The organism is Variovorax sp. 20P10.2.4, assembly GCF_058244205.1.
In genome coordinates this window covers 14,964-38,275 of the sequence record NZ_JBZAYE010000010.1, presented here as the reverse complement: position 1 = coordinate 38,275, position 23,312 = coordinate 14,964, and the positions used below count along the sequence as shown (strand labels likewise).

The 23,312-nt window shown below is 68.4% G+C and carries 24 protein-coding genes; 13 read left to right on the top strand and 11 right to left on the bottom strand.

All coding sequences use genetic code 11. The features are described from left to right. Positions 1-50 precede the first annotated feature (50 nt). Positions 51-1,580: an esterase-like activity of phytase family protein gene (locus AC27VN_RS02155; RefSeq protein ID WP_490875467.1), complete on the bottom strand. Its 1,530-nt coding sequence runs from the start codon at positions 1,578-1,580 to the stop codon at positions 51-53. Between the two features lie 20 nt (positions 1,581-1,600). After that, positions 1,601-3,838: a metallophosphoesterase gene (locus tag AC27VN_RS02150; protein WP_490875466.1), complete on the bottom strand. Its 2,238-nt coding sequence runs from the start codon at positions 3,836-3,838 to the stop codon at positions 1,601-1,603. Positions 3,839-4,090: 252 nt separating this feature from the next. Between AC27VN_RS02150 and AC27VN_RS02145 the strand changes: the two genes are divergently transcribed. After that, the gene (locus AC27VN_RS02145; protein ID WP_057594117.1) at positions 4,091-4,651 is read left to right on the top strand and encodes a hypothetical protein; all 561 of its coding nucleotides are present in this window, start codon (positions 4,091-4,093) and stop codon (positions 4,649-4,651) included. After that, a complete protein-coding gene (locus AC27VN_RS02140) occupies positions 4,648-5,862 on the top strand; it encodes a PrsW family intramembrane metalloprotease (protein ID WP_490875465.1) in 1,215 nt (404 codons plus the stop codon). Before AC27VN_RS02145 ends, AC27VN_RS02140 begins: the two co-directional genes overlap by 4 nt. Here AC27VN_RS02140 and AC27VN_RS02135 read toward each other — a convergent pair. Continuing rightward, complete coding sequence (locus AC27VN_RS02135) at positions 5,846-6,367, bottom strand: helix-turn-helix domain-containing protein (protein WP_395347411.1); 522 nt, start codon at positions 6,365-6,367, stop codon at positions 5,846-5,848. The two genes, AC27VN_RS02140 and AC27VN_RS02135, sit on opposite strands and share 17 nt — an antisense overlap. Between AC27VN_RS02135 and AC27VN_RS02130 the strand changes: the two genes are divergently transcribed. Continuing rightward, positions 6,297-6,527: a hypothetical protein gene (locus tag AC27VN_RS02130; RefSeq protein ID WP_490875468.1), complete on the top strand. Its 231-nt coding sequence runs from the start codon at positions 6,297-6,299 to the stop codon at positions 6,525-6,527. The two genes, AC27VN_RS02135 and AC27VN_RS02130, sit on opposite strands and share 71 nt — an antisense overlap. A 23-nt stretch (positions 6,528-6,550) precedes the next feature. On the opposite strand, the gene AC27VN_RS02125 is transcribed toward AC27VN_RS02130, so the two are convergent. The 5 genes from AC27VN_RS02125 to AC27VN_RS02105 are packed head-to-tail and all read right to left on the bottom strand — an operon-like array spanning position 6,551 to position 10,073. Next, the gene (locus AC27VN_RS02125; RefSeq protein ID WP_296786187.1) at positions 6,551-7,306 is read right to left on the bottom strand and encodes an amino acid ABC transporter ATP-binding protein; all 756 of its coding nucleotides are present in this window, start codon (positions 7,304-7,306) and stop codon (positions 6,551-6,553) included. 7 nt (positions 7,307-7,313) lie between these two features. Beyond that, on the bottom strand, positions 7,314-7,901 hold the full coding sequence (locus AC27VN_RS02120) for a hypothetical protein (RefSeq protein ID WP_490875464.1): 588 nt from the start codon (positions 7,899-7,901) through the stop codon (positions 7,314-7,316). A gap of 14 nt (positions 7,902-7,915) precedes the next feature. After that, positions 7,916-8,596 carry an ABC transporter permease gene (locus AC27VN_RS02115; RefSeq protein WP_490875463.1) on the bottom strand — a complete coding sequence of 227 codons (681 nt, stop codon included), beginning with the start codon at positions 8,594-8,596 and terminating at the stop codon, positions 7,916-7,918. 3 nt (positions 8,597-8,599) lie between these two features. Next, positions 8,600-9,271, bottom strand: coding sequence for an ABC transporter permease (locus AC27VN_RS02110; protein WP_296726662.1), 672 nt, complete (start codon positions 9,269-9,271; stop codon positions 8,600-8,602). A gap of 13 nt (positions 9,272-9,284) precedes the next feature. Continuing rightward, complete coding sequence (locus AC27VN_RS02105; protein WP_490875462.1) at positions 9,285-10,073, bottom strand: ABC transporter substrate-binding protein; 789 nt, start codon at positions 10,071-10,073, stop codon at positions 9,285-9,287. Between the two features lie 309 nt (positions 10,074-10,382). On the opposite strand from AC27VN_RS02105, the gene AC27VN_RS02100 reads away from it, so the two are divergent. The 5 genes from AC27VN_RS02100 (at position 10,383) to AC27VN_RS02080 (ending at position 14,410) form a co-directional block, all read left to right on the top strand. Next, positions 10,383-10,793, top strand: a complete 411-nt coding sequence (locus tag AC27VN_RS02100) for a RidA family protein (protein WP_490875461.1) — start codon at positions 10,383-10,385, stop codon at positions 10,791-10,793. A gap of 19 nt (positions 10,794-10,812) precedes the next feature. Next, positions 10,813-11,499: a Crp/Fnr family transcriptional regulator gene (locus AC27VN_RS02095; protein ID WP_490875460.1), complete on the top strand. Its 687-nt coding sequence runs from the start codon at positions 10,813-10,815 to the stop codon at positions 11,497-11,499. A gap of 212 nt (positions 11,500-11,711) precedes the next feature. Beyond that, positions 11,712-12,683, top strand: coding sequence for an ABC transporter substrate-binding protein (locus AC27VN_RS02090; RefSeq protein ID WP_490875459.1), 972 nt, complete (start codon positions 11,712-11,714; stop codon positions 12,681-12,683). Positions 12,684-12,701: 18 nt separating this feature from the next. Beyond that, entirely contained in the window at positions 12,702-13,622 is a 921-nt protein-coding gene (locus tag AC27VN_RS02085; protein WP_490875458.1) for an ABC transporter permease, read from the top strand. After that, complete coding sequence (locus AC27VN_RS02080; RefSeq protein WP_490875457.1) at positions 13,616-14,410, top strand: ABC transporter ATP-binding protein; 795 nt, start codon at positions 13,616-13,618, stop codon at positions 14,408-14,410. Before AC27VN_RS02085 ends, AC27VN_RS02080 begins: the two co-directional genes overlap by 7 nt. Before the next feature lie 2 nt (positions 14,411-14,412). Here the strand turns inward: AC27VN_RS02080 and AC27VN_RS02075 are convergent, their stop codons facing one another. Then, entirely contained in the window at positions 14,413-15,618 is a 1,206-nt protein-coding gene (locus AC27VN_RS02075; RefSeq protein WP_490875456.1) for an acyl-CoA dehydrogenase family protein, read from the bottom strand. Positions 15,619-15,654: 36 nt separating this feature from the next. Further along, on the bottom strand, positions 15,655-16,146 hold the full coding sequence (locus AC27VN_RS02070; protein ID WP_490875455.1) for a flavin reductase family protein: 492 nt from the start codon (positions 16,144-16,146) through the stop codon (positions 15,655-15,657). A 266-nt stretch (positions 16,147-16,412) separates the two neighbouring features. Here AC27VN_RS02070 and AC27VN_RS02065 point away from each other — a divergent pair, with 266 nt between their 5' ends. The 5 genes from AC27VN_RS02065 to AC27VN_RS02045 are packed head-to-tail and all read left to right on the top strand — an operon-like array spanning position 16,413 to position 22,538. Further along, on the top strand, positions 16,413-17,585 hold the full coding sequence (locus AC27VN_RS02065; protein ID WP_490875454.1) for an ABC transporter substrate-binding protein: 1,173 nt from the start codon (positions 16,413-16,415) through the stop codon (positions 17,583-17,585). A gap of 14 nt (positions 17,586-17,599) precedes the next feature. Further along, a complete protein-coding gene (locus AC27VN_RS02060) occupies positions 17,600-18,628 on the top strand; it encodes a branched-chain amino acid ABC transporter permease (protein WP_490875453.1) in 1,029 nt (342 codons plus the stop codon). Continuing rightward, positions 18,618-20,420, top strand: a complete 1,803-nt coding sequence (locus AC27VN_RS02055) for a branched-chain amino acid ABC transporter ATP-binding protein/permease (protein ID WP_490875452.1) — start codon at positions 18,618-18,620, stop codon at positions 20,418-20,420. The genes AC27VN_RS02060 and AC27VN_RS02055 overlap by 11 nt, the downstream gene beginning before the upstream one ends. Further along, positions 20,417-21,175 (top strand): ABC transporter ATP-binding protein, encoded by a 759-nt coding sequence (locus AC27VN_RS02050; RefSeq protein WP_490875451.1) that lies wholly within the window; start codon positions 20,417-20,419, stop codon positions 21,173-21,175. Before AC27VN_RS02055 ends, AC27VN_RS02050 begins: the two co-directional genes overlap by 4 nt. After that, positions 21,153-22,538 carry an amidase family protein gene (locus tag AC27VN_RS02045; RefSeq protein WP_490875450.1) on the top strand — a complete coding sequence of 462 codons (1,386 nt, stop codon included), beginning with the start codon at positions 21,153-21,155 and terminating at the stop codon, positions 22,536-22,538. Before AC27VN_RS02050 ends, AC27VN_RS02045 begins: the two co-directional genes overlap by 23 nt. Here AC27VN_RS02045 and AC27VN_RS02040 read toward each other — a convergent pair. Further along, the gene (locus tag AC27VN_RS02040) at positions 22,535-23,227 is read right to left on the bottom strand and encodes a Crp/Fnr family transcriptional regulator (protein ID WP_490875449.1); all 693 of its coding nucleotides are present in this window, start codon (positions 23,225-23,227) and stop codon (positions 22,535-22,537) included. The genes AC27VN_RS02045 and AC27VN_RS02040 overlap by 4 nt on opposite strands. Between the last annotated feature and the right edge of the window lie 85 nt (positions 23,228-23,312).

The following is a 23,312-nucleotide window of genomic DNA, read 5'->3' as shown; positions in this document are numbered from 1 at the left end:
GGTGTCGGCCGTGGCGCTGCGGCGCATCGCGATCCCCGCGCCGCGCGCGCTCAAGCCTTCGCGGGCGGCAGCGCCAGCGGCTTCGGCAGCCGGATGCGGATGAACTCGTTGCCGTCCACCTTGTTCGGCAGGCGCGAGGGCGAGCCACCGGGGTAGTTGTTGTCGTTCACCAGCATCAGCGTCTGCGCGTCGGCGATCGTGACCACCTCCACGCACTCCATCGGGAAGGCGAAGATGCCGTCGATGGTGGCGTCGCCGCCCAGGCCCTTCGGGTCCTTCAGCGCCATCAGGTCGACGATCTCTTCCTTCTTGAGGTAGCCGCTGCTGTCGACCTGCGCGAGGTCGATCCTGTAGACGCGCTTGAAGCGCGCTGCGTTGCGCCAGGTGCCCGAGGCCGGGAACTTGCCGCTGCGCACGTCGCCCGCGCCGCTGTCCTTCTCGACCACGAGGAACTCGGTGTCGTTGATCGCGACCATGTCGTTGACGCTGTAGACCTCGGTCTCGAGGTTGCCGTCGCCGTTGATGCGCTGGCCGGTGCTGACCTTGTAGGCGTAGACGCGCGGCTCGAAGTTCTGCGAGGCCAGGTCGAACACGCTGATGATGCGGCGCTGCGCGTTGTCGCCGTTCATCTCCTTCTCGTACATCGCATAGAGCTTGGTGCGGCTGGCGTTGATCGCCATGCTTTCCAGGCCGCCCGAACCGCCGAGGTTGGCCACCGAGGTGTTCGACTGGATGTACGGGTTGTTCGGCGTCTGCACCAGCGGATTGCCGCCGATCTTCGCGAGGTTGGGCATCTGCACCTCGCGCGCGACCAGCCGGCCCTGGCGGTCGAACTTCAGCAGGAAGGGACCGAACTCGTCGCCGATCCAGAAGTTGCCCTGCGCATCGATCTGCAGCGACTCGGGGTCGATGTCGTAGCCGGTCAGCAGGCGGCCCGAGACGATCGCCGGGTCCACGGCCAGCGTCTGGCCGGCCGGCGACACCGAGGCGCCGGGGTAGTTGACCATGTCGGCCACGGCCGGGTAGCCGAGGTTGCGGTAGGGATCGCTCAGGCGGATGTAGCTCTGCGCGCTGAAGGACGCGAGCGTCTCGCCGGTCTGGAAGTTGGCCGGGATCACCTGGCCCTTGGCCCAGTCGAACTTCACCGCGTAGATGTGCAGCAGGGCATCGGGCGAGGCGGCGCGGCCGCCGAAGCCGTTGTCCTGCATCGCGTAGAAGACGCCCGGCATGCCGCTGGGCACCAGCGCCGAGAAGCCCTGCATCGGCTGCTTGCCCTGGAAGGGCAGGGTGTAGCCGTAGGTGTCCTTGGCGCGCGTGTAGTCGCCGTCCGAGATGAACTGGCCCGAGGTCGGGCCGGCCACGTAGCTGTCGGCCGGCAGCACGGCACGGCCGGTCAGCGTGGGGGCCGTCACTTCGGGTTCGGCCACCGGCGCGGGCGCCGGTGCGGGAGCGGGGGCCGGTGCGGGTGCCGGCACGAAGGGGAAGCCGCCACTGCTTCCGCCGCCGCCGCAACCGGCCAGCAGCGCGCCGCCCGCGCCGAGCAGCAGGCCGCGGCGCTGGATGTTGTTCTTCGATGTCATGTCTGGGTCTTCGCTGCGATTCAGAAGGGCGCCGGTGCCGACGTCATGTCGGTCAGCATGTTGGTCTGCAGATCGATCACGAAGTGCTGCGTCGGCGCGCCGCGGGCGAGCTTGAGCAGGATCTGCATCAGCGGCTTGAAGCGCGCCTGGAACACCGCATGGGCCGGGTTGTCGTTCATCACCTGCTGGCTGCCATTGAGCGCCAGCGCGGTGTTGGTACCTTCGAGCGCCTGGGCGATCAGCTTGTACTGGCGCGCGCGGTCGGCCGGGATGTCGGTGAACGCGAGGTCGCCGGCATTGGCCAGGCGCACGAAGTCGCCCGCCAGGTCGATCGCCTTCCACTGGTTGAAGTCCTCCAGCCGCATGCCGTTGGCCCCCGCGAGCGCGCGCGCCCTGGCTTCCGCATCCGCGTAGTCCTTCGCATAGGCCGCCTGCTGCGCGCTGCCGTCGCCGCCCGCGTCGCCCAGGCACGAGAAGAAGGCGTTGCTCAGCAGGCCGCGGTTGCCGGTGTTGCCCAGTTGCTTGAGCGTGACCTTGGTCTGCAGCTGCGACAGCACCAGCAGGTCGGAGCCGTAGATCGGGCTCTTCACCAGTTCGCGCATCTCGCAGCGCCAGTCGTCGTTGAGCAGCCGCAGGCGCACCAGCTCCGACATGTAGCGCGTGCTGAACTCGCCGTAGCTCTTCGCGTCGAGCACGGTCCGGTCCCACAGCACGCCGTTGCTGCCGCCCGGCAGCCGGCCCGGGAAGTCGGTGAAGAAGCGGTGTTCCTCGCGGTACAGGTCGAACAGCTCGTCGAAGCGCGCCACGTTGTCCAGGCGCACGGTCTGCACGTCGATGTGCGTCGCGTCCTTGAAGGTCAGGAGCTTGTAGGCCGGCACGTAGGCGGCCATCGACGGTGCCTGGATGTTCACCAGGCCATGGCCGTCGTCGTAGTTGCGCACGGCGGTGTCGTTGAAGTGCATGTGGCCGCCCACGTGCACCTGCAATCCGGTGTCGGCCAGTGCCTTGGTCACGTCCTCGGCGGGACGGCGCACCATCTGCATCTTGCCCGCGCCGAGCAGCGCGATGATGTCGTCGGAGGCGCCGTTGAAGAACTCGCTCATCGGGAAGTGGCTGAAGGCCACGACCTGCTTGCCCTGCTTCTTGCCGCGTGCCACCACGTCCTTGAGCCACGCGATCACGTGCGGCTTGTGGGTCAGCATCTTGTTGTAGCCGGCGTCGCCCGAGCCGTTGAAGTCGTTGGGGCCGGTGCCGGTGGGCACGTAGACGTTGGCATCGATGCCCACGAGCCACAGGCCTTCGACCGGCTCGACCAGGTAGCTGGTGTCGGGCACGTCATGGCAGAAGGTGTAGCCGTCCTTTTTGTAGGTGCCGCCCGCGCCCTGCGCGCAGATCTCGAAAGTGCGCTTGCTCCAGGCCGCCTGTTCCTTCGCCTTCGCGAAGTCGTAGTTCTGGTAGCTGTAGCTGCTGTAGGGGGTCTCGAAATAGCGGTAGCCTGCCTTGGGCATCAGGCCGTGCTGGTCGAGCGCCTCGGTGATGCCCGCGTAGCCCTGTTCCTTGACTTCCTCGGTGCAGTAGCTGCTGTTGACCTTGGCCCATTCGCCGCTGTAGTTGGACGCCGCGCAATCGCCGTTGCCGCCGCGGCTGTAGATCGGCTGGGGCGCGCCGACGCGGTTGGTCGTGGGGTCGATGCCCAGGTAGTCGGCCTTGCCGCCCGCGCGCTCGAGCGGCTTGTTCGGGTCGTGGTTGCCGGGGGCCGCGAAGAACTGGATGCCGTGCTTGTTCGCATAGTCGTCCAGCACCTTCTTCAGGCCGCGCATGTGCACCGGTTGTCCGTCGTCCGAGAAGTCGCCGGGCAGCGCGATCAGCTTCACGCCGCGCGCCACCGCGTCGTCGAGCGCGGTGATGAAGGCGAAGTAGTTCTCGTTGAACAGGCGCGTCGAGGTCATCTGCGCATGCATCAGGCGGATCGTCGCGTTGCGGCCCGACTTCTGGTTGAACACGCCGGGGAACGAACCGTCCTTGAAGTTGGCGTAGACGTCGTGGAAGTGGATGTCGGGCATGAACGCGACCTGCACCGGCGGCGCGGACTCGGCCGGCGGGGGCGTGGTCTGGCCGGGGTTGGAGCCCGGGGGCGGCAGCGGGAAGAAGCCGGCGTTCTGGTTGTCGCTGCCGCCGCAGGCGGACAGCAGCAGCACCGCTGCGGCGACGGCGATCGTCGAGGTCGCGCGCGCAGTGCGAGGAAGGGAAAAAATCATGAAAAAAGATCCGCGAAAAAGGTGACGAAACGCCCGCCGCCCCTGCGAAGGGGCCGGCGGGCGCGGGGCGGATCATGCGGGGGTCGTATGACCTCCCGGTGGCAGATGCATGACATAGGACGACTGACTGCACGCTGACGCTGAAGTGAAAAGTTCGCATCGAACGCGCAGCGCTTCATGGGCCGCCGCCGGACCCCGCCGGTCGCGCGCAAGGCGGAATCGCCCGCGCCGCGCCATGGCACCATCGCCCCCATGCACGAGCCCTCCCGCCGCATCCCCTACCGCACCTGGCCGGGCGCCCTCGCGGTCTTCCTCGCCATCGCCGCCTATGTCGGCGGCCTGATCTTCTGGGACCGCCACACGCCCGGCGCGCGTCCGCTGCCGGCCGGCGAGACCGTGTCGGTCGGCCATGCGCGCTTCGAGCCCGCGCGCGGCTGGCAGATGGACGTGGCGCGCTCCAAGGCCGGGCGCTCGCTGATGCTGTTCAAGGGCAACCACAAGTTCCTCGTGACCACGCTGCCCTGGGCCGGCGGGCCCGACGGTCCGCTGGTGCGGCAGCAGCGGCTGATGGAGCGCGGCCAGGGCCTGAGCATCGAGGGCGACGTGTCCGACTTCGTCACCATGTGGGGCCTGCAGGGCAAGACCTTCGCCTACTACGGCAGCAAGATCGCCGGGCGCTTCTGGCAGGTGGTGGACCAGCGCCGCAAGTCGCTGGTGCAGATCGACGTCTACGGCGGCAGCGACGGCCTCGACGAGGCCATGGCCGACGCGCGCAGCATGCTCGAGTCGATGGACCTGGAGGCGCCGCTGTGAGCCACGACGCCACCACCGCCTTCGACAGCGACGAGTCGCCGTGGCCGGTCGGCACCGACTCCTTCTTCCAGCCGCGCCGCGCCGCCTTCTGGCTGCTGAGCGCGCTGATCGTCAACGGCCTGTTCTACACCGTGCAGATGTTCTCGATGGGCTTTCGCGTGGTGCCCATCACGGCCTTCCTGGGGCTCGTGGTCTGGGGCCTCTACACGCTGGCCTTCCTGCTGGTGTTCCGCACGCTCGACCTGCTCGAACAGCATCCGCCCGAGGCCTTCGTGCTGGCCTTCGCCTGGGGCGGCATGGGCGCCGTGTATTTCGCGGCGCCGGCCAACATCGCGATCCAGAGCCTGTGCGCCAAGCTGATCTCGCCCGAGTTCGTGGCGGCCTGGGGGCCCGCGGTCGCGGGACCGATCACCGAGGAATTCCTCAAGCTCGCGGGCGTGGTGCTGCTGGTGCTGGTGGCGCGCAACCAGTTCCAGACCTATCTGTCGGTGCTCATCGTCGGCGCCATGGCGGGGCTCGGTTTCCAGGTGGTCGAGAACCTGACCTACACCGTCAATGCCTCGATGCGCTTCCCGCTCGAGAACCAGGTCTACCCGGTGCTGCTGAACCTGCTCACGCGCGGACTCATGAGCGGGCTGTGGAGCCACGCGGCCTACACCGCCATCGCCTCCTTCGGCGTCGCCTGGTTCCTGCTGCATCCCGAGCGGCGGCTGGCCACGCGCATCGGCGCCGCCGTGCTGTGCTTCGTGCTGGCCTGGGCCATGCACTTCGTCTGGAACTCGCCGCTGCTCGAGGACTACTTCGACGGCGGCTATGGCCAGATGGCGCTGCTGCTGTTGGTCAAGGGCATCCCGGTGCTGATCGCGGCCTGGCTGTTCTGGCGCGAGGCCGCGCGCGAGAACGGCGCCTATCTGCACGCGCTCGCGGCCTACTTCGTGCCCGAGCGCGAACTGATCCGCGACGACGAGTGGGTGCGCCTGGGCGAACCGCTGGCACGCTGGCGCGTGCGCCGCGAAATGGGCCGGGCCTTCGGCGCCCGGGCGCGGCGGCTCAAGACGCGGCTGCAGCGCGAGCAGCTGCGGCTGATCCGGCTCGCGGGCACCTATGGGCGCGGACCGCAGACGCTGGCGAGCGAGCTGGCGGTGCGGCGGATTAGGGCGGCGCTCGAGCCCTTGATCCAGGCGCCGCGCGACGCTACTCGCGCAGGGTGAACACGATCGAGAGGTAGGAGACGGGCCGTTCGCGCAGTATCTCGGCCCCGTGCAGCGCGCGGGCATCGAAAAGCAGCGAGTCGCCGGCCTTGACCTCGAGCGTCCGGCTGCCGTAGCGGTACTTGACGCGTCCCGAGAGCATGTAGATGAACTTCACGCCGGGATGCTGGAACGCCGGGTAGGGCGTGGCCTCGTCGGAGAGTTCGATCAGGTAGGGTTCGACGAACAGGTTCCCCGACAGCAGGTGGCCGAGCAGCGCATAGTGATAGCCTTTGACGGCATCCACGCGCTCGATCTTCAGGCCCTTGCCCGCCGGCACATGCGACATGTCGAGCCGGCGCACCTGGTCGGCGAAGAAGCGCGACATCGGCACATCGAGCACGGTCGCGATCTTGTCCAGCACCTCGATGGAGGGCGACACCAGGCCTCTCTCGATGCGCGACATCATCGACCGCGACACGCCCGCCTGGGTGGCGAGCGCGCCCGCGGACAGGTCGGCGGCCAGGCGCTGGGCGCGGATCTGGACGCCCACCTTGATCGAGGTCGTGCTGCGTTTCGGTTGGGCCGAATCCTTCTGGCGCGCGCTTCGCGGCGGGCTCTGCTTCTGCAGCGTCGGAAACGGCGAAGCAATCTGCTTCTTGGGCATCAGCCGCACCTTTCTGTGAGGTTCGCGGAGCCGGCTTCCAGGTCAGAACACCTGCCTCAGGAACTTCCGGACCCGCTCGTCGGCGCCTTCGCCGAAGAAGACATCGGGCCGCGCGGTCGCGGCGATGGTACCCGCCTCCATGAAGACCACCTTGTCCGCAACCGCCTTGGCGAATCCCATCTCGTGCGTGATGCAGATCATGGTCATGCCGTCGCGCGCGAGCAGGATCATCGTCTCGAGCACTTCCTTGACCATCTCCGGATCCAGTGCCGAGGTCGCTTCGTCGAAGAGCATGACGGAGGGGTTCAGGCACAGCGCCCGTGCGATGGCCACGCGCTGCTGCTGCCCGCCCGACAGCTGCGAAGGAAAGGACGAGGCCTTGCCCGCCATGCGCACCTTGTCGAGATGGGCCATGGCGATCTCCCTGGCCTCGCGCTTCGAGCGCCGTCGCACCCAGGTCTGCGCGAGCGTGCAGTTCTCGAGCACGCTCAGGTGCGGGAACAGGTTGAACTGCTGGAACACCATGCCCACGTTGGCGCGCACGCGATCGGCGTGGCTGGCATCGGGCGAGATGGCGATGCCGTTGACCTTGACTTCGCCCTGCTGGTAGGGCTCCAGGCCGTTGATGCAGCGCGCCAGGGTGGACTTTCCCGAGCCCGAGGGACCGCAGATCACGACCCGTTCGGAAGGGCGGACATCGAGATCGATGCCGTCGAGCACGGGGTGTTCGCCGAAGCGCTTGGAGAGCCCGCGCACCGCCACGATGGCCGGTGCCGCGGAGGAGGATGCCGAGCTCATCGCCGCCTCAGGCCATCTCGTGGAAGATCGCCGCCGCCGGGCTGTCGGGCCAGGCGAGCAACTGGCCGCCGCTGATCTTGGTGCGGCCGTAGACGATCCAGGCGTCGTCGACCGTGCCGATGAATTCCTCGACGACCAGTTGATCGGCGTGGGCGTTGGCGACCGAGACGAAGCCCAGGCCCGCGTCGTACTTGCCCTCGACCAGCCCCCTGCTGACTTCCGCCACGGTGGCGACGTACTCGATCTTGTCCCAGCGCGAGGCATCGGTGTAGTCGAGCGTCGGCGCCATGACCGCCAGCGTGCCCGATCGTGCCGCCGCCTTGCGCCGGATGATGGCCAGGTCCTGGCTGGGCGAGATGAAGGTATCGACCACGTAGAGGCCCTCGAGGTACTTCGCGACCGTGGCCATCGTGGCGGGGTGGACCGCGCACTGCACGAGGAAATCGGCCTCGCCGTCGAGCACGGCCCGGGCGCCTTGCTCGAAGTCGACGGCGAGTTCGACGCCGGCCTTCCGGTCGATGCCATGGAACGCGAGGTAGTTGCGCGTGACGTATTCGTGGTTGCTGCCCGAAGGGCCGAGGGTGATGAATTTCATGAGGGGCTTTCGTGTCAGTTCGAGTGCTTGAATGCGCGTTCCAGCCGACGCATCAGGAGCATCAGGCTGTAGTTGATGACGAGATAGACCAGGCCCGCGCCGAGGAACACCTCGTACGGCGCATAGGTTTCCGCGCTGAGCAGGCGCGCGGTCCCCGTGAGGTCCAGCAAGGTGACGGTGCTGGCCAGCGAGGTGGCCTTGCAGGTGAGGATGACCTCGTTGCCGAAGGCCGGCAGCGCGATGCGCGCGGCCAGCGGGAACTCCACGCTCAGGAAGGCTTGGTAGCGCGCCAGGCCGAGCGAGAACGCGGCCTCCCTCGCGCCCTTGGGCACGGCCGCCAGGGCGGCGGCCAGCGTCTTGCCCGTGTAGGAGGCGGAGTTCAGCGCCAGCGCGATCACCACGCACCAGAAGGGATCGCGCAGCACGGGCCACAGGAAGGTGGCCTGCAGCGACTGGAACTGTCCGGCGCCGTAGTAGAGCAGGAAGACCTGGACCAGCGAGGGCGTGCCGCGGAAGAACACGATGTAGGCGTGCGCGAACGACCGGGCCGCCGCGTGGCGCGCGTTCTTGGCCAGGGCCAGGGGCAACGCGAGCAGCGTGCCGAAGAGGATGACCAGCGCGGTCAGCTCCAGGGTCAGCAAGGCGCCCTTGCCCAAGGCGGGCAGGACCGACCAGACGATGGCAATGTCGAACACGCTTCAGGCTCCGAGGTAGCGCGAGGCACGCCGTTCCGCGCGCTCGAGCAGCAGGGTGGCGGCGCCCGTCAGCACCAGGTAGATCAGCGCGACCGCGAGGTACATCGTGAAGGGCTGGCGCGTCGCGCCCGATGCCTCGGCCGCCTTGCGCATGAGTTCGTCGCAGCCGACGATCGACACGATCGAGGTCTGTTTGAGCAGCACGATGGACTGGTTGCCGAAGGGCGCGAGCGCCGTGCGCGCCGCCTGGGGCAGGATCACGGTCCACAGCGCCTGCGTCTTCGACAGGCCCAGGGTCCATGCGGCCTCGCGCTGGCCGGCATTCACCGAGAGCAGCGCGCCGCGGGCGATCTCCGCCGCGTAGGCGCCGAAGGACAGCGAGAGCGCGAACACGCCCGCCGCGAAGGCATCGATCTCCACGTACCGGCCCGTGAGCTTCGCGAGCGTCAGCGATCCGCCGAAGTAGACCGCGAACACCACCAGCAGGTCGGGAATGCCGCGGATCAGCGCGGCATAGAGATAGCCCGCGCCGCGCAGCAGGCGGTTCTGGCGCAACTGCAGCCAGCAGCCGATGACGCCGAACAGCGATCCGACGACCAGCGAGGCGAGGGCGAGTTGCACCGTGGCCAGCGCGCCCAGCAGCAGCTGCGATCCGAAGCCGTGAAGAATGCTCACCGCGTGCCGCCTTCTACATCAGCTTGAAGGGAAAGTACTTGGCCGTGATGCGGTCGTAGGTCCCGTCGGCGCGGATGGCGGCCAGCGCGGCATTGACCTTCTCGAGCAGGGCGGTGTCGCCCTTGCGCACGGCGATGCCGTTGCCGTCGCCGAGCAGGCCGCCCTTCAGCTCGGGCCCGACGAAGGCGAAGCTCGCGGCCTCCGGCGTCTTCATGAAGCCGATGAAGTAGGTCACCATGTTGCCGAAGATGTAGTCGACGCGGCCCGCCACGAGGTCCAGCTCGGCCGCCTGCGGCGTGTCGTAGAACTTGAGGTCCGAGGACTTGTAGTTCTGGCTCAGGTAGGCGGCCTGGATCGAGCCGCGTTGCACGCCGATGCGCTTGCCCTTGAGCGCATCGGGGCCGGTGTCATCGGACGCGCCTTTCCTGGCGACGAAGCGCGAGATCGTTTCCTTGTACTTGTCCGAGAAGTCCACCCGCTGGCGGCGCTGCTCGGTGATCGCCATGCTCGCCACGATCAGGTCGAACTTCCTCGCCATGAGGCCGGGGATGATCCCGTCCCAGTCCTGCGCCACGATCTCGCACCGGGCCTTCATCTTCTCGCACAGGGCATGGGCGATGTCCACGTCCCAGCCCTGCAGGCCGCCTTGCGCGTCCTTGAAGCTCCAGGGCGGGTAGGTGCCTTCGGTCGCGATGCGGTAGCTCACGGACTGCGCCTGGGCGGACAGCGCGAGTCCCGCGCCGAGCAGGAGGGTGAGGGCGAAGCGGCGATCGAGCCGTGGCTTCGACATCGAGACGGTCATGGGGTACCTCGTCGTGAGTGCTGGAAGGCCCCGATGATTCGCGCGTTTCAGGGGGCGTACAAGTCTTGCGCCACGCGCAAAACCTCCAATGAGGACTCACCAGGCGGTCCCATCGGTCACCGATGGCCTCTGTTGCATGACATGCAAATCCTGTCAGGGATGACACGCGCCGGCGGTCCGGAAACCGGCGCGAAAGGCGATCCTCGTTGGCTTGTATCGCCGTATACAGCGCCCATGGATCGGTCGAGGACAGAATCCTCGGATACCCCTCGAGGCCATCGCCTCGTCCATTGCATCAAGGATGTCCCCATGAGTGAAGTGCAACGCCTGCGCCTGCCCGACAACGATCCGACCTTCGGCAGCAACAAGGTCTTCGACCTGTTCCAGTACGCGCCGGCCGTGAAGGCCGGCGGGCTGGTCTTCATCGCCGGCCAGGTCGGCATTCATGCCGACGGCACCGTGCCGGAGCGCGTCGAGGAACAGATCGAGCTGGCCTTCAAGCGCCTCGGTGCGATCCTCGCGCATGAAGGGCTGGGCTTCGAGGACCTGGTCGAACTGGTGTCCTATCACGTGCGCATCGACGAGCAGCTCACGGCGTTCCGCGAGATCAAGGAGCGCTACATCGTGCGCGACTTCCCGGCCTGGACCATCCTGGGCGTGGCGTCGCTGGCGCGGCCCAACCTGCTGATCGAGATCAAGGCCGTCGCCGCGGCAAGATGAGCCTTCGGGCATTCGTCCCGTGACCCGGAAGCCGCGCCGCATCGAGACCTGGCATCCCGACGACGAGGTCGTCGAGCCCTTGCTGAGGGCGATGCACCTCGGGCGGCGGCGGGTCTACCGCCAGGGTGAATTCCTCTACACCCAGGGCGAGGTCGACCCGAGCTTCTATCTCGTCCTGCGCGGGCATGTGCTGGTCTCGTCCATGCGCGAGGACGGCAGCGAGTTCACGCTCGAGACGATGGGGCATCGGGCCGTCTGCGGCGAGGCGGCGGCGTTCGACGGCAAGCCGAGCTTCACCTCGGCCTTCGCGCTCGACGAGGTCGAGGTGATCGCCTTTCGCGCGGACCAGACCGCCGCGGCTTTCGCGACGCATCCCGAGATCGCCGTGGCCCTGCTGCGCATCGCATCGCGCAAGCAGCGCATCATCGCCGTGCGCGCCAACTACCTGGCGTCGCTCAAGCCGCAGGCGCGCATCGCCGAGCTCCTGCATCGGCTGGCGGAGCAGTACGGCCTGGCCGAGCAGGGCGCGACCGCCATCGGCGTCTCCCTCACGCACCAGCAGATCGCGGCATTGACCGGCACCACGCGCGTCACGGTGACGCGCGCGCTCAAGCGCCTGCGCGAGCAGGGCGACATTGCCGTCGAGGACAACCGGGTGCTCGTGCCCGACATGAAGCGGCTGATGCAGGTCGCGGCGAGGCGCTAGCAAGGGCGCGGCCGGGTCCGGCATGGGCCGCCTTCGAAACCAAAGCCGGCGCACCGGCCGGGCACGAAGAAAGTTTCCGCACACCCGTTCCGCTTTGGAAACGCAAGCCTTTGCATCGCGCGCGATACCGACAATTTTCAGGCGGAAACGGAGCGCGACCGCCGACCTGGCGCGTGCGCCGGATGCCCCGCCGCCAACCCAGGAGACACCCCATGAACAAGACCGTTCTCGTCCGGGCCGCCATGCTCGGCCTCACTCTTTCCGGCGCCATCGCCACGACGGCGCTCGCAGCCGACGTGCGCGTCGCCGTGACCGCCATCGTCGATCACCCCGCGCTCGACGCGGCGCGCAAGGGCGTGGCGGACGAGCTCCAGGACGCCGGCTACGTCGTCGGCAAGAACCTCCGGCTCGAGTATCAAAGTGCCCAGGGCAATGTCGCCACCGCCGCGCAGATCGCCCGGAAGTTCGCCGGCGACCGGCCCGATGTGATCGTCGCGGTCTCCACGCCCTCGGCGCAGACCATGCTCGCGGCGACGCGCGAGATTCCGATCGTCTTCAGCGCCGTGACCGACCCGGTGGCCGCGAAGCTGGTGAAGTCCTGGCAGGCCACGGGCGGCAACGTGACGGGGGTGTCGGACCTGCCTTCGATCGACAAGCACCTGGCCGCGCTGCGCCAGGCCATGCCGGCCGCCAAGCGCATCGGCGTGGTCTACAGCCCCGGCGAGGCCAACTCCGTGGCCGCCATCGCCGAACTCAAGAAGCTGGCGCAACCCGCGGGCATGACGGTGGTGGAGGCGGCCGCGCCGCGCACGGTCGACGTCGCGAGCGCCGCGCAGAGCCTGGTCGGCAAGGTGGACGTGTTCTATGAACCAACCGACAACAACGTGACCTCGGCCTTCGAGAGCCTCGCCAAGGTCGCGGACCAGGGCCGGATTCCGCTCGTGTCCGCCGATCCGTCCGTCGCGACGCGCGGTGCCGCCATCGGCATCGGCACCAACTACTACGACCTCGGCCGCCAGACCGGCAAGCTGGTGGTGCGCATCCTCAAGGGCGAGGCGCCCGGCTCGATCCCCTCGCAGCTCAGCACGACGCTGGAGACGCACATCGGCAAGGGGGCCGCGCAGCGCCAGGGCTGGGCGGTGCCCGAGGCCTTTCTCAAGGCGGCCACCAAGGTCGTGGACTGAACGCCGGGAGAGCTGCGCGTGACGCTGATTGCCTTGCTCGGCTCGCTGGAGATGGGCCTGATCTTCGCGCTCGTGGCGCTGGGCGTGTTCATCTCGTTCCGGGTCATCAACTTTCCGGACCTGACGGTGGACGGAAGCTTCCCGCTCGGCGGCGCCGTGGCCGCCACCCTGCTCGTGGCCGGATGGCATCCGCTGGCCGCGACGGCGGCCGCCTTCGCCGCGGGGGCGCTGGCCGGGCTCACGACGGGCTGGCTGCATGTGAAGCTCAGGATCATGCAGCTGCTCGCGGGCATCCTCGTGATGATCGCGCTCTATTCGATCAACCTGCGCGTGATGGGCAAGCCCAACCAGCCGCTGCTCGATTCGCCGACGGTCTTCGGCCTGGTGCATCTCGCAGGGCTGCCTGCTCCGTGGGTTACGCCGGTGGTGCTGCTGGTCATCACGCTGCTGGTCAAGTTCGGCCTCGATGGCTACTTCGCGTCCGAGGCGGGGCTGGCGATGCGCGCAACGGGCGGCAATCCGCGCATGGCACGCGCGATGGGCATCTCCACCGATCGCCTGTCGCTGGTCGCCCTGGCGCTGTCCAATGGCATCGTCGCGCTCGCGGGCGGCCTCTTCGCCCAGTCCCAGGGCGGCGCGGACGTGTCGATGGGAATCGGCACCATCGTGATCGGCCTGGCCGCGGTGATCATCGGCGAGACCATCCTGCCGGGCCGGAGCATGGCGATCGCGACCTGGGGCTGCATCGTCGGCGCCGTCCTCTATCGCCTGCTCATCGCGCTGGGACTCAACAGCGACTTCATCGGCCTGCAGGCGCAGGACCTCAACCTGGTGACGGCGCTGCTGGTGACGGTCGCGCTCATGATGCCGGCATCGAGGCGATGGTTGCAGCGGCAACGCAAGGCGTCGGCAGCGCGCAAGGAGGTCGCTTCATGCTGAAGGCCACGAATCTGCGACTGACCTTCAACGCGGGCACCCCGATGGAGAACCGCGCATTGCGCGGGCTCGACCTGACGATTCCCCGCGGCGAATTCGTGACCGTCATCGGCTCGAACGGTGCCGGCAAGTCCACGATGCTCAATGCGCTGAGCGGAGACCTGCTCGTCGACAGCGGCAGCATCGCCCTGGACGACATCGACGTCACGCGCATGGGTGCATGGCAACGCAGCGCGCTGGTGTCGCGCGTCTTCCAGGATCCGATGGCCGGCACCTGCGAGGCCCTGACCATCGAGGAGAACCTGGCGCTGGCCTGGCGCCGCGGCGAGCGGCGCGGCATCCGTTGGGCGCTGGATCGGGAATTGCGCGAACGCTTCCGCGACCGGCTCCGCATCCTGGGCCTGGGACTCGAGAACCGCCTGCAGGACCGCATGGGCCTGCTCTCGGGCGGCCAGCGGCAGGCGGTCAGCCTGCTCATGGCTTCGCTCAGGCCCTCGCGCCTGCTGCTGCTCGACGAGCACACCGCCGCGCTGGACCCGAAGACCGCCGCCTTCGTGCTCGACCTCACGCGCAAGATCGTGGAAGACGGCCCGCTGACCACCCTGATGGTCACGCACAGCATGCGCCATGCACTGAGCTACGGCACGCGCACCGTGATGCTTCACGAAGGGCGCGTGGTGCTGGACGTCAGCGGCACGGAGCGCGCGGGCATGGACGTGCCGGACCTGCTGCGCCTGTTCGAGCACACCCGCGGCGAGGCCATCGCCGACGACGCGCTGCTGCTGGGCTGACCCTAGATGCGGGCATTGGCCGGCATCGGCATCCCGAGCAGCGCGCGGCCATGAAGCTCGGCCGAGGGCGCCGACTGCATCAGGAAATGCGAAGCCATGGCGTGCAGGTCGCGGAAGTAGCGCTCCAGCGGCCCCAGCGGCATCAGGCCGCCGCCCAGGTTGCGGACCAGGGCGTCGGCGCCTTCCATCGCCATGTCGCAGATGAGCGCGCCATCCATGCGGTAGCGCGTGCGCTGGGCCACGGTGAAGGGCTGGCCGGCAACGGCCTGGTCCCACATCTCGTCGACGTTGCGCAGCAGCAGGTGGAAGGCCCCCTCGATCTTCGCGCCGGCCTTGCCCAGTTCGGCCAGGGAGAAGCGGTCCTCGACCTGGGGCGCGTTCAGGCCCACCGGCGTGCGCTGGCGGATCGTCTCGAGATAGATGTCGAGCAGGCCGGTCGCCACCGCGGTGGCCGCCGCGGCGACCGACATCACGAACAGGCTGGTGTGGGGAATCCGGTAGATCGGCCCCTTGTTGCGCGCCAGGCCCGGCACCTGGTTGCACTGCACGTCGGACCACCGGATCGAGCGGTGCGGCGGCACGCGTTCGCCGCTCAGGTAGACGTCCTTGCTGCCCGTGCCCTTCATGCCGAAGACGTTCCAGCTGTCGTGGTCGATGCGAAAGCTCGCGCGGGGCACGAGCAAGAGCCGCAGTTCCGTGCCGCCTTCGGCGGTGGGCACCTCCACCAGCGTCGCGGCCCAATCGGCCACGTCGATGCCCGAGGCATAGGTCCACTTGCCGTCGAGCACGTAATGCCCATCCTCCAGCCGCGCCTGCACGCCACGTCCGACGTTGCCCGTGAGCGCGATCACGACGGCGTCCTGGCCGCCGGCGAAGACCTCGTCCTGGGCCTCTGGCGGGAACATGCCGGCCATCCATGGATGAAGCCCCGCGAGCGAGAGGATCCAGGCGGTGGCGCTGTCGCCGCGCGCGATCTCCCGCGACACGCGCCACAGCGTGGAGGGACGCATGCCATAGCCGCCGTTCTCCAGCGGCTGGCAGATGCGGAAGAAACCGGCATCGCGCAGGCGCCGGGCCACGTCGTCCGAGATGCGTCGGGCCGCGTCATGGCCCGGTCCGACGGCTCGAAGATGCGGGATCATGGCGTGCGCCCTTTCGACGAGTTCGTCGGTCGAGGGGATGATGGGTGGCGTGGCGATTGGCAGCATGGGGTTGGCTCCGTTGATTCTTGGGAAAGGCGGGATTCAGGAATGGGCGAGCTCCACGCCCATGTACTTGCCGCAGGCGTAGATCAGCGCGGGAGCCGGCGGATCGGCCGAGACCATGTCGACGACCTCGCCGATCACCACGTGGTGATCGCCGAAGGCCTGCAGGTGCCGGCTGCGGCACAGGAAGCTCGCGTTGGCGCCGGCGAGTGCCGGAGCGGATCCGGCGTCGCGCAGCCACGCGCCGCGCGCGCCCTGGTCGGTCTGCCCGCCGTAGTAGCGCGAAATGTCGTCCTGGTGCGCGCCCAGCACATTGACGGAGAAGCCGCCGGTGGCCTGCAGGTGCGGCAGCAGCCGGCTCTCGTTGCGCACGCAGAACAGCAACAGCAGGGGACTGAGGCTGACCGAAGTGACGGAACTGGCCGTCATCGCGACCACCTCGCCGGGCTGCTGCGAATGCGCGACGCCGATGACGGTCACGCCCGTCACGAAGCGGCTCATCAGCGAGCGGAATCTGCGGCTATCGGCCATGTCGAGCATCGTTCTCTCCTGGGGCTGGGGACATGGGAGAACTCTAGGCAGACGCTCCGGCCGCGCGTGTATCCGCCGATACACGAAGCGGCGAAATCTTCATTCGCCAAGACCGGTTGCGGATCGGCTGCGACTTCGCATCGCATTCGACGCTGCGATGTATCGCGCGATACAGCGACGAACGAGGGTGCGCCCACAGAATTTCCGGCGCGGGCATCGAACCATCCTGCCGCGCGTCCCCCACTTCTTTTTCTTGCGGAGTCATCATGAAAATCACGAGGCTGATTGCCGGCGTTCTTGCCCTGGCGGCGGCGATGGGTGTCCATGCCCAGGAGCTTCCCGTGCTCAGGATCGGCATCGTCACGGCGGCGACGGGCGCCGCATCGACGATCGCGGCACCGGCCAACCAGGCGATCGATCTCTATCGCGAGCAGATGGCCGCGCGCAAGCTGCCCTTCAAGCTCGAGTTCATCCAGTACGACGACGCGTCGGACCCCACCAAGTCCGTCAACCTGGTGCGCAAGCTGATCCAGGAAGACGGCGCCGCGATGGTGGTCTGCTGCACCACCACGCCGTCCTCGCTCGCCGTCGCCAAGGTCTCCGAGGAGGGCCAGACGCCCACCATCTCCATGGCCGCCTCGGCCAGCGTGGTGGAGCCGCCGGCCGAGAAGCGCTACACCTTCAAGACGCCCGTCACCGATCGCCTCATGATCGACCACACCCTCGACTACATGCGCCGCCAGGGCGTGAAGAGCGTGGCCTTCCTCGGGCTGGAGGACTCCTACGGCGAAGGCGGATGGATCGAACTCAAGGCCCTGGCGGAAAAGAAGGGCGTCCGGATCGTCGCGTCCGAGCGCTTCGCGCGCGGCGACACCAACTTCACGCCGCAGGCGCTCAAGATCGCGCAGTCGAAGCCGGACGCCGTCTACATCCATGCGATCCCGCCTTCCGCGGCGCTCGTGCATGAAGCCCTGAAGCGCGTCGGCTTTCGAGGCCCGATCTATCACGGCGCGGGCGCCCCGACGACCGCGTTCGTCACCATCGGCAAGAGCGCGGTCGAAGGCGCCATCGTGGGGGCCACGCCGATCACCGTCTACAAGGAGCTGGAGCCGGGGAATCCGCTGAGCCGCTCGATCGGAGAGTTCGTCAAGGCCTACGACGGCAAGTACGGTGCGGGCAAGGCCGAGATCTTCGCGACGCAGGGCTACGACGCCATCGGCCTGGCGGTCGATACCGTGCGCCGCTACGTCGCGTCGGGAAAGAAGGGCAGCCTCGAACAGACCCGCAAGGACCTGCGCGACGAGCTGGAGCAGACCCGGGAGTACGCAGGCAGCGTCGGCATCTTCAACTTCACGCCGACCGACCACGTGGGGCTGGACAAGCGCACGCTGTTCCTCGTGCAGGTGAAGGACGGCCGGTTCCAGCGCATCCAAGAGTGATCGGAGCGAAGCGAATGGACAGTTCGATCACCGTCTTCCTCGGCGTGGACGGCCTCACGAACGGGGCCGTGTATGCCCTGGTGGCCCTGTCGCTCGTGCTGGTCTACACCACCACGCGCGTGGTCAACGTGGCCCAGGGCGACTACCTGACCTTCGGTGCCTTGTCGTTCGCGAGCTTCGCCTCGGGCTCGTTGACGCCATTGGTCCACCTGGTGCTCGGCGTCGGCGCGGTGGCGATGGCCCTCGACATCCGGCGGGCCATCGTCTGCAAGCGCAGCCCCTTCGCGCCCTTGCTCAGGTACCTTGCCGCCGGCCTGGCGCTGGCCGCGCTGACCCTGGCGGCGAGCCATTCGCAGTCGATGCCGCTGCAGATGATCGCCGCGCTCGTGCTGGTCGCGGCGATGGGGCCGATCATCTACCAGCTGACCGTGGAGCCCGATCCCGGCAATCCGCCGATCGTGCTGCTGACCTGCAGCGTCGGGGTCACGCTGATCCTGCATCCGCTGGGCCTGCTGCTGTGGGGCACCGACTCGCGCACGGTCGAGCCGATCAGCGCGCTGCGCCTGAACCTGGGCGGCGTCGATCTCGCCATGCAATCGATCTTCATCCTGGCCGCGGCGCTGCTGATGACCCTCGCGCTGTTCGCGTTCTTCCGCTGGTCGCTGTACGGAAAGGCCTTGCGCGCGGCATCGATCCATCGCGAAGGGGCGCTCTATTGCGGCGTGCCCGTGGGCACGGTCGGCCGGCTGAGCTACTTCATCGCCGCGGGCATGTCGGCGCTGGGCGGCATGCTGCTCGCGCCGCTGGTCACGGCCCATTACGAGATGGGATTCGTGGTCGGCCTCAAGGGCTTCGTCGGCGCGGTGATGGGCGGGCTGGTGGTCTACCCGCTCTCGCTGCTGGGCGTGTTCGTCGTCGGGGTCTTCGAGTCGTTCTCCGCCTACTTCAGCAGCGCGTTCCGGGATGCCTGGGTGTTCGCGCTGGTGCTTCCCATTCTTCTCTGGCGCAACGCCAGCCATGGAGCCGATCTCGATGAACACTGACAACGCGGCGGCGCGGCTCGCGCCGCCACGAACGCTCGATCGCGAGCGCCTGATGCTGGGGGCCATCGCCGTCCTGGTCGCATCGCTGCTGCTGACGGCATCGACCTACTACGTGGGCCTGGTGGCGGTGGTGGGGGTGAACGCGATCGTCGTGATGGGGCTGGGCTTCCTCATGGCCACGGGCCAGATCTCGCTCGGGCACGCCGCCTTCCTCGGACTGGGCGCCTACGGCAGCGCGTTGCTGACCGCGCGCTGGGGCGTGCCGGTGCTGCTGGCGATTCCCTGCGCCACGGCGCTGTGCGCGGCGGTCGGCTATGTGCTGGCCAGGCTGACCTTGCAGCTCAAGGGGCACTACCTGCCGCTGGCGACCCTGGCCTACGGCATGGCGATCTCCGTGTGCTTCGTGGCCGCCATCGAGCTGACCGGCGGCGCCTCGGGGCTCACCGGCGTCAAGCCGCTGTCGGTGTTCGGCTGGGTCTTCGACACGCGTTCGACCGCCACGCTCATCTGGGTCGTCGTGGCCTTGCTGCTCGTCGGCTACCGGCGCATCTACCGCGGGCGCGTCGGCCGCGTGGCGCGCGCGCTCAAGAGCAACGGCGTCATGGTCAGCGCGTTCGGCGTCGACGTGCCGGCCACCCGGACCCGCATCTTCGTGCTCTCCGCGGCGCTGGGCGGCCTCGCGGGCGCGCTGTATGCGTGCTACATGCAGTTCCTGAGCCCGTCGACCTTCTCGCTGGGCGCTTCCATCAACCTGCTCATCATGGCCGTGCTGGGCGGCGTGGCGGGTCCCATGGGCGCGATCCTCGGCGCCATCTTCTTCACCGTCATCGAACTGTCGGCCCAGAAGCTGATCGCGAATGTCCTGAACCTGCCCGGCCAGGTCGAGACGATGGTGTTCGGTGTCATGCTGATCGTGATGCTGCTCAAGTGGCCGCATGGACTGCTGTCCTGGGCCCGGCTCGGGGAGGGAGGGGCGGGAGCCCGCGACGATGCCAGGTCCGTGGCCGTCCCTGTGCCTGCCTCGCGCATGCAGGCCCCCGTGTCGCTGGTCGCGCACAACGTGACCAAGAAGTTCGGGGGACTGACGGCACTCGCCGATGTGAGCGTCGCCATTCCCGGCGCGGCCATCACCGGACTGATCGGTCCCAACGGGGCGGGCAAGTCCACGCTCTTCAACGTCCTGACGCAGGTGTATTCGGCCACCAGCGGCAGCGTGAGCTTCAACGGCAAGCCCTTGCCGTCGACCAGCCAGGAGGTCGTGCGCCAGGGCATCGCGCGCACCTTCCAGCACGTGCAGCTGGTGCAGGACCTCGACGTGCTGCGCAACGTGCTGATCGGCGGCTACGTCAACGGCCGCGCGGGGCTGCTCTCGTCGGCCTTCGGCCGCGATCGTGCCGAGGAAGCCCGGCTGATGGACGAGGCGCTGGCCGCGCTGCGCCGCGTGGGCCTGCTCGAGCTGGCCGGCGTTAAGGTGTCCGAGCTGCCGCTGGGCAGCCAGCGCATGGTCGAGGTGGCGCGCGCGCTCATGGCGCGGCCCGCGCTGCTGCTGCTCGACGAGCCGGCGGCGGGACTGCGCGCACCCGAGAAGGAGCGCCTGGCCAGACTGCTGCAGTCCTTGCGCGACGAGGACGGGATGACGGTGCTGATCGTCGAGCACGACATGGAACTGGTGATGGGCTGTGCCGATTACCTGTTCGTGCTGAACTTCGGCAAGCTGCTCGCGCAGGGAACGCCCGCGCAGGTCCGGAGCAATCCCGAGGTGATCGATGCCTATCTGGGGACCGACGCATGAGCATGCTCGAAGTGCAGAAACTCTCGGTCTCCTATGGCCGGGTCCGTGCCGTCAGCGGCGTGTCCTTCGAAGTGAAGGAGGGCGATCTCGTCTCCCTGATCGGTGCCAATGGCGCCGGCAAGAGCACCCTGCTCAAGGCGGTCATGGGCGCCTTGACGGCCGAGGCCGGAGAGATCTCGCTGGCCGGCGTGCCGCTGGGGCGCGCACCGGTGGAAGAGCGCGTGCGCCGCGGCATGTACCTCGTGCCCGAGAAGCGCTCGCTCTTCAACTCCATGACCGTGCAGGACAACCTGGAGCTCGGCACCTATGCGAACCGGCGCGCCCTGCGCTTCCAGGACGAGCTCAGGCGCATCTACCGCCTCTTTCCGATCCTCGAGGAGCGCAAGGCCCAGCTGGCCGGAACGCTCTCGGGCGGACAGCAGCAGATGGTGGCGATCGGCCGCGCGTTGATCGCGCGCCCCAAGGTGCTGCTGCTCGACGAGCCCTCGATCGGGCTGGCGCCGCTGGTGGTGCAGCAGATCATGGACGTGATCGTCGAGCACAAGCGCCAGGAGGGACTCACGGTGGTCCTGGTGGAGCAGAACGCGCGGCTCGCGCTGCGAGCGGCCGACCGGGCCTATCTGATCGAGATCGGGAAGGTCGTGAAGGAGGGATCGGGCAGCGAGCTGGCCAACGATCCGCAGCTCGCCGAGATCTACCTCGGCGGGGGCAAGGCAGGAAGGGAGGCGGCGGATGCTGCATCGTCGATCGTTTGAGGCGCTGCGCGCGGGCTACCGCAGCGGCGCCTGGTCCCCGGTCGAGGTGGCCGAATCGGCGCTGCGGCACGCGCAGCAGGTCCAGGGCGAGCTCAATGCCTTCGCATGGCTCGACCCTCGGCGTGCCTTGTCCGCCGCTGAGGCGTCGGCGCGCCGCTGGAAGAGCGGGGCACCGATCGGAGCGCTCGACGGCATGCCCTTGACGGTCAAGGAGTTCGCGGCGGTCCAGGGCTGGCCCACGCGCCGCGGTTCGCGCGTGACTTCCGCCGAGCCCGTGCCGCACAGCGCGGTGTTCGTCGACCGGCTGCTCGATGCCGGCGTGGTGCTTCTCGGCAAGACGCGCGCGCCGGAATTCAACTGGAAAGGTGTGACCGACAGTCCCGGTTACGGCCTGACCCGCAATCCATGGGATGCCAGGCTCACGCCCGGCGGCAGCAGCGGCGGTTGCGCCGCGGCCGTTGCGGCGGGCGTCGTGCGTGTCTCACTGGGCAGCGATGCGGGCGGTTCGGTGCGCATACCTGCGGCCTTCACGGGAACAGTCGCGCTCAAGCCGAGTTTCGGCCGCATTCCGCAGGTGCCGCTGCCGAGCGCGTTCTTCAACGTCACGCACACGGGACCGATCGCCGCCAGCGTCGGCGAACTGGCCGAGGTGATGCGGATCGTCGGCGGACCCCATGCCGGCGACTGGTCATCGATCGGCTTGAGAGCGCTGTCGTTCGACCAGCTCACGCCCGCGCGCAAGCTGCGGATCGGACTGCTCGCGCCGGACCGATGGGAGCGCGCGTGCGATCCGGTCGTGCGGCAGGGCATGCAGGAAACGCTCGCGCTGCTGAGCGAGGACGGCTTCGAAATCCGGACCGTGGACTTCGATGTCCGGCGTGCCTCGCAGGTGGGGGCGTTCTTCTACACGCTCGGATGCCGCGCGGCCGTGCGCGCCGTTCCCGAAGCGCTGCAAGACCAGCTCGATCCCGAACTCGTGCGTTTCGTCCGGTCGGTGGAGGCGGTCGGTCTGGACGAGCTGGTCGCCATGCAGCAGCAGCGCGATCTGCTCGCCGCCGAGATCCATGCCGCGTTCGACACGGTCGACGTGGTGATGCTGCCCACCCTGCCGATCCTTCCCTTCGAGGCCGGGCGCAATGTGCCGGAGGGATCGCCGTCCAGCGACTGGATGTCCTGGAACCCGTTCACGCCGGCGTTCAACCTCAGCCAGATGCCGGCGCTGTCCTATCCGGTGTGGCCGCGCGGGGCCATGCTGCCGATGGGGGTGCAGTTCGTCGCGGCCAAGGGCTTCGACGGCCACGTGCTGGCGATCGCGGCCTGGCTCGAGCGGCGCTGCCCGATCCGGCTCGCGGGAGAGACCTAGGCGGCGCGGCGCTGCTCGCGCAGCGCGAGCAGCGGATCGAGTACCCAGAAGTGGCGTCCTTCGTTGCGGATCACGCCCTCGGCCTTGAGCTTCATGATCGTGCGGGTGACGGTCACCCGGCTCGTGCCGGTGAGGGCCGCCACCAGCTCGTGCGTCAGCGGGGTGCGGATGCGAACGCCGCCGGCCTCCTCGACGCCGTACAGGTTCGCGAGGCGACCGAGCAGTTCCACCACGCGCAGGTCCGGCTTGGGCGTGGCCAGGCACTGGATGCGCATCCCCAGCACCCATTGCTTGACCGCGATCACCTCCATCAGCGCGGCGGCGAACTCGGGGTGCCGGCCCAGGACCCGCTTCACCTCGGGGTAGTCGAACTCGATCAGTTCGCAGGGCTCGAGCGTGGTGGCGCTGGACATGCGCCGCAGGCCCGCGACCGCCGAGCCTTCGCCCATCAGCGAGCCCGGTCCCATCAGCTCGAGGATGAATTCCGCGCCATGCTGCTGGAAGATCTCCACCTGCACCCGGCCCCTGACGACGAAGTAGAAGCTCGAGCCCTCGTCGCCCTGGCGATAGATGGCCGCGCCCTTGGCAAGCAGCCGCCGGCGGCCCAGGTGTTCGGCGGCCAGGAAGACGCTGGCGGCCTGCGCGTCCATGTGCCAGGTTTCGGTGGCGGTTTCGTTGCGGGCTTCCATGGGGCACCTTTTGATGCCGGTCCGTCGCACCCTGGGCGGATTGCCGCACCATGCGGGACCGGCGTTGCGCGAACCTTGTCGCGAA